Source organism: Dokdonia sp. (assembly GCF_039945015.1).
Lineage (GTDB): Bacteria > Bacteroidota > Bacteroidia > Flavobacteriales > Flavobacteriaceae > Dokdonia.
On the sequence record NZ_JBDUXP010000028.1, the window covers coordinates 46,712 to 60,656 of the forward strand.

The 13,945-nt window shown below is 32.8% G+C and carries 11 protein-coding genes; 10 read left to right on the plus strand and 1 reads right to left on the minus strand.

From position 1 onward, the window contains the following. The first annotated feature begins 73 nt into the window (after positions 1 to 73). The 4 genes from ABJD27_RS19495 (at position 74) to ABJD27_RS19510 (ending at position 3,711) form a co-directional block, all read left to right on the plus strand. Complete coding sequence (locus tag ABJD27_RS19495) at positions 74 to 634, plus strand: transposase (RefSeq protein WP_348161871.1); 561 nt, start codon at positions 74 to 76, stop codon at positions 632 to 634. 60 nt (positions 635 to 694) lie between these two features. After that, positions 695 to 1,084, plus strand: a complete 390-nt coding sequence (locus ABJD27_RS19500) for a hypothetical protein (protein WP_348161869.1) — start codon at positions 695 to 697, stop codon at positions 1,082 to 1,084. Positions 1,085 to 1,702: 618 nt separating this feature from the next. Beyond that, a complete protein-coding gene (locus tag ABJD27_RS19505; protein WP_348161867.1) occupies positions 1,703 to 2,863 on the plus strand; it encodes a hypothetical protein in 1,161 nt (386 codons plus the stop codon). Positions 2,864 to 3,243: 380 nt separating this feature from the next. Further along, a complete protein-coding gene (locus tag ABJD27_RS19510) occupies positions 3,244 to 3,711 on the plus strand; it encodes a hypothetical protein (RefSeq protein ID WP_348161865.1) in 468 nt (155 codons plus the stop codon). Positions 3,712 to 3,972: 261 nt separating this feature from the next. On the opposite strand, the gene ABJD27_RS19515 is transcribed toward ABJD27_RS19510, so the two are convergent. Then, entirely contained in the window at positions 3,973 to 4,200 is a 228-nt protein-coding gene (locus ABJD27_RS19515) for a hypothetical protein (RefSeq protein ID WP_348161863.1), read from the minus strand. A 777-nt stretch (positions 4,201 to 4,977) separates the two neighbouring features. Here ABJD27_RS19515 and ABJD27_RS19520 point away from each other — a divergent pair. The 6 genes from ABJD27_RS19520 (at position 4,978) to ABJD27_RS19545 (ending at position 13,929) form a co-directional block, all read left to right on the plus strand. Then, positions 4,978 to 5,460: a hypothetical protein gene (locus tag ABJD27_RS19520; RefSeq protein WP_348161861.1), complete on the plus strand. Its 483-nt coding sequence runs from the start codon at positions 4,978 to 4,980 to the stop codon at positions 5,458 to 5,460. Positions 5,461 to 6,212: 752 nt separating this feature from the next. Next, complete coding sequence (locus ABJD27_RS19525) at positions 6,213 to 6,728, plus strand: hypothetical protein (protein WP_348161859.1); 516 nt, start codon at positions 6,213 to 6,215, stop codon at positions 6,726 to 6,728. A gap of 264 nt (positions 6,729 to 6,992) precedes the next feature. Then, positions 6,993 to 8,531 carry a YifB family Mg chelatase-like AAA ATPase gene (locus tag ABJD27_RS19530; protein ID WP_348161857.1) on the plus strand — a complete coding sequence of 513 codons (1,539 nt, stop codon included), beginning with the start codon at positions 6,993 to 6,995 and terminating at the stop codon, positions 8,529 to 8,531. Between the two features lie 272 nt (positions 8,532 to 8,803). Next, a complete protein-coding gene (locus ABJD27_RS19535; protein WP_348161856.1) occupies positions 8,804 to 10,330 on the plus strand; it encodes a PAS domain-containing protein in 1,527 nt (508 codons plus the stop codon). Between the two features lie 213 nt (positions 10,331 to 10,543). Beyond that, positions 10,544 to 11,527, plus strand: a complete 984-nt coding sequence (locus ABJD27_RS19540) for an SH3 domain-containing protein (protein ID WP_348161854.1) — start codon at positions 10,544 to 10,546, stop codon at positions 11,525 to 11,527. A gap of 560 nt (positions 11,528 to 12,087) precedes the next feature. Continuing rightward, entirely contained in the window at positions 12,088 to 13,929 is a 1,842-nt protein-coding gene (locus tag ABJD27_RS19545) for a hypothetical protein (RefSeq protein ID WP_348161852.1), read from the plus strand. Positions 13,930 to 13,945 lie beyond the last annotated feature (16 nt).

Consider the following 13,945-nt stretch of genomic DNA (forward strand, 5'->3'; position numbering starts at 1 on the left):
TGCCGTATAGAGTGAGAGCATTATTTAAATATAAAAGCTATGATATATATTATGGCTTTTATATTTTAGAGGTATGAGTAGAAAATACAAATTCCATAATCCTACAGCAGCTTATTTTGTAAGTTTTGCTACCGTATACTGGATGGATATTTTTACTCGTGAATGTTATTTTAAACTACTCGCAGATAGTGTAGACTTCTGTCACAAAGAAAAAGGAATGGAATTGTTTGCATATTGCTTTATGCCTAGTCACATTCATCTTATTTTCAGATCAAATAATGAAACTCCATACGAATTATTAAGAGATTTTAAAAAACATACTGCAAAGGCAATCATTAAAGAAATACAATACAATCCTCAAGAAAGCAGAAAAGAATGGATGTTATGGATGATGGAGCAAGCTGCTAAAAAGAAAGGAAATATATCAAAACATCAATTTTGGCAACATCATAATAAACCTATAGAGTTATGGAGTCCAAAAGTGATTAAACAAAAACTAGACTATATTCATAATAATCCTGTCGTTTCTGGATTTGTTACTAAACCAGAAGACTGGAAATATTCTAGTGCTAAAAACATTTCTGAGAATCCTGATAGTCCTTTTGAGATTGATATCATAGGTTTTCTGGATTAAAGTGTTTATGGGCACTCGTTACAGACGAGCGCTAGCGGGGGAATTACTAAAAAATTTAGAATGAAATTAGAAGCATTAAAGAAGAGAATAAAACGTAATAGACTTGCTGAATTAGCAGATGAGTTTTATTGCGATGCAAATTCACAGATCGTTACAGATTTAAAAAGTAATGGTAAAGATGTATATTTTGGAATACAAAATGAAAATGGCACTTATACTATTTTGGGAAGTGAATACACCTATTATAGAATGAAAGATGGTAATGAAAAAAGAATTCTCAATAAAGATTTTGTACTAGTCTTACAGAAAAATGCAATGAATATTGGTAAAGGAGGTGAGTTTGAATTTATTAACATAGGTAAACAAGACTCTGTTTGGGTAATAAATGGTAAGACAATGTGTGCAATATGGAATACAGTGAAATTTTTAAATGAAAACGAAAATGAATGATATATCAAAATATAATACCCTTTGATAATAAATAGGTATTACTAAAAATGATAAATTAAATAACTGAAAACAGTAGTTAACTGGAAAGCTAATTACTGTTTTTCTAATTAATAGATTTTAAAAAAAGGATAATAGTTAAAAATTGAAGATTCGTAATAAAACAATTAGTTCTTTGATAATAAGATGTTAAATATCAATATGTGTTTTTTTTTGAATTAATAGCAATAAAATCATCTTAGACTATTATCCCCGCTAACGCTCGTCTGTGACGGGTGCCGTATGGAGTAAGCGATCAAAATAAATTTAGACACAAAAGCTATACATAAAAAGTACGTATAGTTTTTTGTGTTTTAAGGATGTGGGTACTAAGAATACATTTAAAAGATGGGGAAGATGATGAGTAGCTTTTCGCGAACCTGCCTGTCGGCAGACAGGAGCGTAAAAATAGATAAAGAACGGAGTATGTTTATGATGCTAATTAAGTCATGAAAACCCTTTGCTAGCTTCTTTAAATGCACTCATTGCAAACGAACACTATCGGGAGCACAAGAGGTAAAGGATAATATTTTGTAAAACACTCCGTTTTTGTATATAACGAACAAAACCATCGAAAAAACAATGAAATATCTCTTTATTTTATTCTCATTATTATTCGTAACCAATGCTTGTACTACTAATGACCCTAATGATTCTATTTCACCTAATGCGTCAACTGCACAATTTAATTTACTTTGGGAAATACCAGTTCCCTCATTTTTACCACAAGGAATCGTATTAGACGAGCAAGGACGCAACTATTTTTATGTTGCTTCAAAATCAGGCGGAGTCCAAATATTTGATGATAGTCAAAGCCCTGCTGAGCTTATTTCAGATGTTTCTATAGATAATTTTGGAAATCATCACGCTATGCACTTAACTCAACAAGGTGATTATCTATATGTAGCACTTGGAGATTTTTTTGGTGGAAATGCCAAAGCAGGCATAGCAATAATAGACGTTAGTGATCCCAATAATCCAACAACAACAGACTTTTGGGAAACAAGTGTTATTGAAGAAGGAAGTGCTATCGTAATCGTGAAAGATAATTATGCCTATTTAGGAGCAATGAGCAAAGGTATTTATGTGTTCGATATTTCTAACAAAAGTAACATCGTACAAACTGATCAATTTATACCAGATATTGACTTCCCCGTACCCAACCCTAATTCAATTCAAGAACCAAATGCTAGAGGAATGACTATTAGAGGAAATGATTTATTTGTTTCCTATGATGCGGGAGGAATTAGAGTTATTGACGTTACAGATAAGTCTAATCTTGAAGAAAAAAGTAGATACATCAATGAAAGTTTTGATAAGCAGCATGCGTATAATAATATAATCTTAAATGGGGATTATGCATATACAGCAACCGATTATTGTGGAATGGAAATATTAGATATTTCCGACATAAATAACATTACTTTGGCTTCATGGTGTAATCCTTGGGAATGTGATACTCCGCAAAATATTTGGCTCAACAGTGCTGGACATGCTAATCAACTTGTATACGATGCACTCAATAACAGAGTAATACTATCAACTGGAGGAAGTGAAATTACACTTATAGATGTAAGTAATCCTAATGATTGCCAATTTATTTCTTCTTATGGAACTAGAAGTAATAATCTAGCTACTTGGGGATTAACAATGAAAGACAACAAAGTATATGCGACATATATTACCTCAGTAATTCCTTTTCCAGGTACTTGGAGAGGTATAAAATGTATTGAGATTAATTAATAAAACCCCACTCCCGCCAGTTTGTAACTGGTGGCTTTGAGAGTGATCAAAAGAACGGAAATATTCAAGTACTAGAAACTTTGCAGAAGTTTATACGATATTAGAGATTGATGCTATAGGGTTTATAGGGTAGCTTATACTATAAATTTCTTACTTATGCCTCCACCAGTTACAAATTAACGGGAATGGAGGGAGACTCTCTTCATTCTTTAATTTTAAAAAGAACAGAATTATAGTAATTAGAATAAAATCGATATTATAATTTTATATTTATCTCACCTAGAACTACTCTCCTTTATAAGGGGCAGTTTATTTCAAAAGTATCATAGAGATAGCACTAGTGTATAAAAGAGTTTTCCAAAAAACAATAATTATTTTTTATGTCAAATATTAACGGAATAGCTATTGAAGATTTTATAATTAAAATTGCTAAGATTAATACTAATATTGATAAGCTTAAAGAAGCTTTGATAAGGAATTCGCTAATTAAAAGAAATTCAATCTTATCAAAAACTTATATTAATTTTCGAAATGAGTCTAAATTAGAGCCAGAAATCTCTTGTCAATTATCATTTGATTTGAAGCAAAGTATTAATACTACTGAAGCTGTTGGTTTTAGTATTGATATATATAAAGAAGATAATAACTGGGTTTTTGATGGAACAATCACTAATTATTTTCATAAATATAATATGTCTAATCATGATTATTTTGATTTTATTGAAAATGAATATGAAGATATACTTGATTTAGTGAAAAATATAGAAAAATTATATGATCAATTAGAAATAAAATTTTTTGATATTTTGAAAAACCTTCAATCGATAATGGATCAAATTAAGACATAGCTTAAATTTGATATCTAAATAATTAAAAAACAGCAATTCTGATAAAAAAAATTGCTGTTTTTCTTTGTTATAAAAAACACTCTCCTCGCTCTCGTCAGTTTGTAACTGGTGGTCTTGAGAGTGATTAAATCAATTAATGAAAATTAAAAAGTATGACTATACGTTATAGCTTTTTACTTAAAAAAACATCTATTAAATATCAAACAATTAATTCAAATCAACTTATCACTTTTTAATCGAGCTCAGGTTTACTTCTAGAGGTTATCTATCCCCTATAAACACATGCCCATTAGAGGGAGTCCCTCCTTGTTGATGACATTGGTGAGTATAATATCCAGCATATGCTGCATTCGTAGCAGTGGCTACCCAATAATCTCCTTCTGTAGCTGAAAAGGTACATGTAATAGTATAAGTATCGTGTCCTCCTTGAATGAACTTTTGTTCCTCCTTGCTTATAACATTACCTAAGTCTGAAATATTTTTTAACATAACTAATTAGTTTAAAGATTAATATAGTTCATAATTAGAGGTTTATTATTAATCAAACAATAGTAAATTCAAATACGTTCTATAAAATTTCATAAATATAGAATCTGTTTTCATTTTCGAACTATTTGCAAATTCTGCTAATTCAAAAATTATTGATCTGTTGGACATTGTCTAACACAATTCTCTAAATTATCAAGAATTTACCCTGTTTCTGAATTTATCATATATATACCATTTTGCAGACCAGCATATTGTTCACTACAATTGTTTTCCCCACGCTCCCGCCAGTTTGTAACTGGTGACTTTGAGAGTGATTAAATCAATTAATAAGTATGCAAATAGCTGTATGACTTTTTGCGAACTTGCCAGTCGGCAGACAGGAGCATAAAAAGAGATAAAGAAAGAAGTATATTTATAATGCCACAGGAATAAATTTTGAAAATGCTTGTGGGCACTCGTTGCAAACAAATACTTGCGAGGATATCCAAATCTACGAGCGAGGTGGAAAATGTACAGGAATGTATTTTGACAAGAGACTATATAGACTCGAGAATAGTTTAGGAATTGATATGAATCATTTGCAAATAAAAGATAAAGTGAGTGAGAGAGAACTGGCATTAAAAATACTTAGCAAACAACAAAAAGGAAGATCAGTATATAGAAAAAGAGAACACTAGCGTTCTCTTTTTTATGGGGTTTTAAACCTTGTAGAAACAGGTTTATTAACCCTGTTGTAGAGATATTTAGTACTATACATTTGCCAGAAACAAAATCATTATGGCTTTAATATGTAGAACAACAAGAACGTGGATAACAAGACAAGTACTCGACCCTATAAGAAGAAATGTAAATCGACGTCGTAGAACTTGTAGGCAAAGAAGAAGATGGTGGCAACGATTATTTTGTTGGTTTATAACAGTTGTTATTCAAATAGTTGAATGGGTTGCTCGAAATATTATTGTTCCTATTATTAATACAATTTGTGTATTTGTTACTTGGGTCATTGGTTCGATTATGCTTCCTTTTGCAGTAGCTATTGATGTAGTTGCAGGAACTACAAGTAGAGCACAATGGGTTAGAGATTGGTTCATTACTCCTACTCGTATTACTTTTGTTACGATAGAGGATGATCCTACTGATCCAACATCATTCCTGTATACATTTACGTGTAATTGTAATGGTAGTACTCTTGTTGTGTCTGCTCAGAATGATATACAAGCAGAAGCTATGGCAACTCGAGGTTGTAGAGCTCGGTGTTAGTAAGGTCTGTGCAATAGTCGTTTGATGGGAGAGGAGTTTGAGGAAACGTCCTCAATCAGATCGCATGTCTGAAAAAAAACTTAGCGTTAGTGTAATTTGCATCAAACATGCAATCTGGATCAAAGATTGCCTAAAAGTATCACGATTTAGGTTAGTCTTTGATCGAATGAACTAAAAGTCTTGATGGACCACCTAGGACATTTACCGTTAAAGGGAATTTGCTTCATTTGCGATTCTGATTTTATCTTTTATCCAGAACCTTACTTTAGGAATCCAATCACCAAGTTCTACAGACCAAAATTATCTTTACCTCCGCACATATGATATTTTTGAAAACCAATAAGCACATTTGATTTTCCTTTTTAGGTAAAATCTACAATGGCGGATTTACATCATCAGCAATTTGAATTCTGTTGATTGCTTCTAGTTTGTCGTTAGTGTTCATCTGTGATGGATACCGTCAAGAGTAAGAGCAAAAGAACAATAAAGCTGTATCTGTCTGGATATAGCTTTTTGTGTTTTTAAGAAGTAGTTGTATGACTTTTCGCGAAAGCGTAAAAAATAAATAGTTTAAAAAGGTACATTTATGAGGTCACAGGAATAAAATTCAGAAAATGTTTATGAGCACTCGTTACTGATGAGTGCTAGCGGGGAGGCGGAATAAGAATTTGAAATATATTTATTAATGAGATAAAATCCTTTTATTCAATCATATTGGCATATTAATTGTTGCTTTTTATCTAAACTAAGCCATGAGATTTATTACGTTCATACTTATCTGTTTATTGACTTATTCCTGTGTCCCTATTCAAATAGCACCTCAAATTAAAGATTACAAGATTAAAAAAGGTAAAAATTTTAAACGAAAACTCCCCAAGCAATACTCTTATATTTTTAAAGATCCTCATGGAGCAAATTCATTTTATCATTTCTTCAATGCCAATCATCAACAAGATGCTGTAGATGTTGCACACAATATTGCTATTACTATTGACCATAGGACCTACTATCTGTCTTTTTTTGAGACAGAAAAAAAAACCAAAATATTAAATCTTATTCCCTCAATTTTAGGAGACGATAGCGAAAATCAAATTGACAGTATTGAAAATTGGTACATTGTCCTTATGGTGAGAGATGTCCATTTCAACGATGCGCTTAAACAAGGATATCGAGAACGAGATAAGATCATTGCTTATTTAAACAAATTAAAGGCTTCTTACATAAATAGTATAACTTATGACAGTTCGTGGACTCCTACACTTGATTAACTTTATACCTAGATCCCTCACTAACGCTCATCTGTAACAAGTGCCGTATAGAGTGAGGACATTAATTTACATATAAAAGCTATACGTGTGATACGTGTAGCTTTTTATGTTTTTATAATCAATAACTATTGTTAGAAGGCTATAATTTCTAAAATTACGTTACCCTACTGAGGTAATACCTATCAAAAATCTATATATTTATCCCTCACTTGTAAAGTAAAGATAACGTGCGCAAACTTCTTTCTTTCTTCAAACTAGAAGTATATGTTAACCAAAGTTTTTGGGAGCGCCGTTTTTGGGGTAGATGCCACAACCATCACTGTAGAAGTAAATGTAGATAAAGGAATAGGCTACCATCTGGTAGGTCTTCCTGATAATGCGATTAAGGAAAGTAATTATAGAATCGCAGCTGCACTTCAGAATAATGGCTATAAAATTCCGGGTAAAAAGATTATTATTAATATGTCTCCTGCCGATATGCGTAAGGAAGGTTCTGCTTATGATCTTACGCTTGCTACAGGACTCCTAGCTGCCACAGGACAGATAAAAGGAGATACTATAGGTGACTATGTTATTATGGGAGAACTCTCTCTCGATGGAGGATTACAACCTATAAAAGGAGCATTACCCATTGCTATCAAAGCAAGAGAAGAAGGTTTTAAAGGGTTTATTGTACCTAAACAAAATGCAAAAGAAGCTGCTATCGTAGATGGACTCCCTGTTTATGGGGTAGAAAATATAAGCGAAGTCATTGCTTTTTTTGATAAAGGAACTCCTTTAGAACAAACAATTATAGATACTCGCGCAGAGTTTTATAAAAGTCTAGAACATCCAGAATTTGATTTTGCCGACGTAAAAGGACAAGAATCTATAAAGCGCTGTATGGAGATTGCTGCAGCTGGCGGACATAATATTATTTTGATAGGCCCTCCAGGTTCTGGAAAAACCATGATTAGTAAACGACTACCTAGTATTTTGCCGCCTATGTCTTTACGAGAGGCCCTTGAAACCACAAAAATACATAGTGTTGCAGGGAGAGTTAAGAATAACCAAGGGTTAATGAATGAGCGCCCATTTAGATCACCACATCACACCATTTCAAATGTCGCCCTCGTAGGAGGAGGAAGCTATCCACAACCTGGTGAGATTTCCCTTTCTCATAATGGCGTGTTGTTTCTGGATGAATTACCAGAGTTTAAAAGAGAAGTCTTAGAAGTGATGCGACAACCCTTAGAAGATCGTGAAGTCACGATTTCTAGAGCACGTTTTACGGTGACCTATCCCAGTAGTTTTATGCTCGTAGCGAGTATGAATCCGAGTCCAGGTGGCTATTTTAATGATCCAGATGCTCCCGTTACCAGTAGTCCTGCAGAGATGCAACGGTATCTAGGGAAGGTGAGTGGCCCTCTATTAGACCGTATCGATATTCATATTGAAGTAACTCCAGTTCCTTTTGAGAAACTGAGTAGCGAGCAAAAAGCCGAATCCAGTGTCGAGATCCGTAAGCGTGTGACAGCAGCAAGAGAATTGCAAGTTGTCCGCTTTCGCGAAAGCGAATCTACCAACTATAACGCTCAGATGAATGTCAAGCAAATCCGAAAGTACTGTGCACTCGATGTGGCTTCAAAAAACCTACTAAAAACCGCCATGGAACGGTTGAATCTCTCTGCACGTGCCTATGATCGTATCCTTAAAGTATCCCGAACCATTGCAGACCTAGCAGGAAGTGATGTTGTTACGGGAATACACATCAGCGAAGCGATACAGTATCGTAGTCTGGATAGAGATGGATGGCTCGGTTAACTATAACTGGAGCACTGAGTGATTTTGTGACGTTAGGAACAAAATAGTATCGAAGTGTGGATAGAGATGGGTGGTTGGGATGATATGATTTTCACCCAATTCTCTAAGATTTATCTTAAAAATATAACGATCATAGAATATCTTAAAATGCATGCAAATGTGTATTACATCGATTAAATCAATCATTTAATCTAAGTTTTTAATGAAACACTTACTCTAATACTGTATAAATTGTATTCTAATAATTTTGGTCAAATTAATAACCTAATAGTATGGCGGCGTTAAGAGATAATGAAGTATTGATTAAAGAAAATGAAGTCTTATTAGAACTATTTGAACAAACTGATGGATTGATTTATCAGCTTAGGTATTGCCCAGATTCAAATAGCTATAGTTTCCCTTTTTGTAGTCATGGGGTATGGAATATATATGAGTGTACCCATGAACAAATAAAGAATGATGCCACGCCTGCCTTTGATAGAATTCATCGTAAAGATATACATGGAGTATATCAAGTAATTCAAGAATCTATACGAACACATTCAAATTGGAATTGCGATTATAGAGTACTACTTCCTGAAAAAGGAATGCGATGGTTACGCGCAAATGGAAGCATAAAGAAAGATGATAGTGGATGCTATCTTTGGAATGGATATATCTATGATATTACCAAACAAAAAAAAGTTGAAAAAGAATTACTAGATAGCAAACAACGGTTACAATTTGCATTAGAAGGTTCTCAAGATGGTGTTTGGGACTGGAATGTAAAAACAGATACTGCCTATTATTCTGATGAATCTATACGCATGCTCGGTTTTACATCTAGTGAGTTTGATCAAACTGCTAGCTTCTGGAATGATAGAGTACATAAAAATGATCAGGAAGCCTATTATGCAGATATTAAAAGACATTTAAACGGAATCTCTCCCTATTACTCAAACGAACATAGAATACGGTGTAAAGATAATAGCTATAAATGGGTATTGGATCGAGGAAAAGTCATCGAAAGAAATGAACAAGGAGAAGCTATACGAGTTATAGGAACGCATTCTGATATTACGTTTCAAAAGCATAGAGAGCAAGAATTTCTTACCACGATTGATATTGTAGAAGCTCAAAATGAAAGACTCTTAAACTTTGCTCATATCGTATCTCATAATTTACGGTCCTATTCTGGTAATTTTGAATCACTATTAGGAATGATGAATCAAAGTGATACGATCGATGAGAAACTAGAATATGTTCAGTATTTAGAACAAGTATCTTCAGGACTCTCAGAAACCATAGACCATCTCAATAAAATAGTATCGATACAAACAAAAGTTTCTCAAAAGAGAGAAGCTATTTATCTGTACGGATTGATCGATAAAATAGAAATTATTTTGGCAAGAGAGATTGAAAAGAATAACGTTATTATTCATAACAATATTCCTGAAAATCTTCAGATCTATTATATTCCTGCATATATAGAAAGTATCATTTTTAACCTTATCTCAAATGCTATAAAATATAAACATCCTGATCGTAACCCTGTAATATCTATAGATACCATTTCTTTAAAGAATCAACTGATCGTAAAGATTTCTGATAATGGATTAGGTATAGACCTTAATACATACGGAGATAAGTTATTTGGAATGTATAAGACATTTCATGGTAATGAAGATGCAAAAGGGATTGGGCTTTTCATTACAAAAAATCAACTGGTTACTATGGGAGACGATATTGTAGTACGTAGTGAAGTAAATAAAGGATCCAGTTTTCAAATTACATTTAATAATAAGATTTCAGAAGCGTAGTATAACCCCTAAGCTTAATTTCTATTCTAGAACCCAGTGTCGAGATACGTAAGCGTATGATGGCTATTAGGGGTTGTAAGTAGTTCGCTTTCGCGAAAGCGTATACAGCATCATTTTCCTGCAGTAGTTTCAGTAAAAAATAAGTTTCCTATTATTGATTTTCAGTATTTTAAAGTACTTTTAATGCTTAGGGGAATTTAAAAACATAGTACAATGGAAACAAAATTTGGTTTTACTTCATTTACAATTTCAGAGTTTGAAAAGTGGATTAAGCAAGAGAATATCGCTAGGACAGTATTGTTTATTCAAGAACATCATACATTCTCTCCAGGCTATATTCATTTTAAGGGGAATAATCATTTTGATATGCAAAAAAGCATGAAGAATCATCATGTAAATAATAATGGTTGGAGTGATATAGGACAGCACTTTACTATTTTTCCAGATGGTGTCGTTATGACTGGTAGGAGTTTAGAAAGCTCTCCAGCGTGTATATTTGGGAATAATAAACATGCAATTTGTATAGAAAATGTAGGCTTTTTTGACACAGGAGAAGACGAGATGACAGCAAAGCAACGAGATAGTATTATACGATTAACAGCTGCTCTTTGTAAACGTCTTGACATTCCAGTATCTTCAGATAGAATTGTATATCATCATTGGTTTGACCTTAGTACCGGTGCTCGTACAAATGGAACCGGAATGACTAAAAGTTGTCCAGGGACTAATTTTTTTGGAGGAAATACAGTCGCAGCCTGTGAACAAAACTTCCTGCCACTTGTAGCAAATGCTATTGGACAACCTACAACAAATCCAACACCTTCTAAAATAATAGGATATGGGTCTGTGACTGCAGAAGTATTAAATATACGAAGAGGTGCCAATTCTTCATTTGATAGAGTAGGACAAACAACATTAGGCGCAATAGTGCGTGTTTATGAAGAGAAAAACAATTGGTACAGAATATCACAGGATAATGAAGAATGGGTATATAGTAATTATATAGATGATGTAAGAAGGGCAACAGTAAATGCAGATGTATTAAACGTACGAAGTGGTCCATCTACACGATTTCATGTAGTAGGTTCTGTTATAAAAAATGAAGAAGTCTTTGTATATGAAGAAAAAGATAATTGGTCACAAATTAATATAGATGAGCAATGGGTTTCAAGTAGATTTCTAGATTTTTCTTCTTAATGATTATTGTCTAATCTTCCTTTTATAACACATATAAGAAATAGCAATTTTACATAGTATTACTGCAAATTTGAAAAATAACATAGCATATTCATGACAGCTATTGATTTTTATATATAAGTAGGTTACTTTTAAAATAATTAGAGTTTACAGGTCTATAATCTTAGTTTCTTTACATGAGTGTAAGGAATCATTAAAATAAGCTTTTTCAATAAAATAAAAGACCATTTAGGGTGTCGTTATACTAATGAAAAAGCTCTTGTAAACAAAATTTTCTTCTGAGAGAGAGAGAGAGTAGTGGTGCACTCTCTCTCTTTTGTTTTGTATAAACGTGTAAGTGGTAAGGAGACAGTTAATTATGTATTAATTTTATATCTTCCTCACTAATATATGGTATAATGGGATTTTACGCTTTCGCGAAAGCATACAAAACCACTTTATTTTCTTGAAATACCTATTAAAGAGTACGTTATATGTACAGTAAAATACGTACTTTTCTTACTATTAATTCAACAGTGCAATCATAGATAACTGACTGATACATATTTAAAATAAAGATTATGGCAACGAAGACTCCAACATTTCACTTAGGAATTACGATGGCAGGTGCAGTTTCTGCAGGCGCATATACAGCAGGTTTTATGGATTATCTTATTGAAGTATTAGAACTCTGGGAAGAAAAAAAGGAGAGAAATCGTTTATTAAAAAAAGATGACCCTTTATATGACCCTACGATTCCGATGCATGATGTATGTATAGACGCTTTTGGAGGAGCTTCAGCTGGAGGTATGGTTGGAATGATTACTGCATTGTCTACATTTTCAAAAATGGAACCTGTATGTAAACCTTCGGATGTAAAGACAGGAAATATTTTATATGATAGTTGGGTGTTACTAGATGATGATGTAGATCCTGCAATTCAGAATAAGATTGCTACATTTCAAAAAATGCTCACCACCAATGATATTAAAAATAGTGATGTAGGGATTCTTTCTTTACTGAATTCAAAACCAATAGATAATATAGCAGATAGAGTCTTTAATCAAGTACCACCTTCAGATCAAAAAAGAAAGAAACCAAAATATATTTCTGATGACCTTCGGGTTTTAGTTACACTTTGTAGTGTACGTGGTATTCCCTTTGAAATTAAATTTGAGAATTTTACGTCAGCCAATTTCCCATTTTCTCCCGGACATCGTATGCATGAACATATGGTGATTGCTCATTTTAAAATGAAATTTGATGAAGAAGTAGATAAGAATGTGTACTTAAAATTTGATCCTTATGACAAAGAATCAAATGAGTTGCTCAAACTTTGTATCAAGGGAACTGGAGCTTTTCCTATAGGTCTAGAGATGAGACAATTTAAAGGGAAACTTACAAAGGAATATATAGAGAATTCGATCTTACGTAGTCTAGGTATTGAAGACCCTTCTGCAATAAAGATATATTTGGATACAGAGGATTTTGATTTTACAAATGTAGATGGTGGGACGATTAATAATGAGCCCTATACAGAAGTGGTGAACGTTCTTGAAAGCATGCATCCAGCATATGATAAAAAAGCGCCTATGTTTGGAACGATTATGATAGATCCATTTCCGAATTTTTATAACCAAGATGTAGCTCGATCTATAGAAGATGATGATGAATCTTCTATTTTTCAAAAAAATATATGGCAGGTACTTTCCAAATCATACTCGCTGTTTCAACAACAAGTGAGAGTAAAAAGATCTGGAGCTTTTTATAAAGATTATTTTAGACTTCTTGTTTTTCCTGTCAAATGGGAAAGAGCAGGCAAATTGGTAGATCATCCACCATTAGCGTGTAGTGCTTTAGGAGGTTTTGGAGGGTTTTTAGATATAGAATTTAGAAAGCATGACTTTTTTCTGGGAAGGGATAATGCTAGAAATTTTTTAAGAGCATTTTTTTCCTTAGAATATGATGCCGAAAACCCTCATCCTTTATTTAAAAATGTAACAGAGGAGGCTAAAGAAGTTTTTATAAGAAAAACAAAAGATAGTAAAGGAGTAGAAAGATTGTACTTCCCGATCATTCCAGATATTCATTTTATACAAGCAAAGAAAGATAAAATGACAAATCCTTTTTATTATGAAATAGAAGACTTTCCGCAAATTAGGAAAGGTTATTTTGAAAGCATAGAAGATGCATTAAGAAATAGAGTTAAAACAATACTAGATTACGAAGTAACAGGGTATTTAGAAAAAGAATCTCAGAAAAAGGAAACCTCATTTTTTAAACGAATTAAAGGAAGTGTCATAAAAAGAACAAAACGTATTCTTATAAAAAGATTTAAAAAATTCCTTATAAAATTTCTAACTCAGAAAGTAATTTCTGTAATGAAAAAAGATTTTGTCAAAAGAAAAATGATGACCGAATAAATAGTGTTAATTTAAT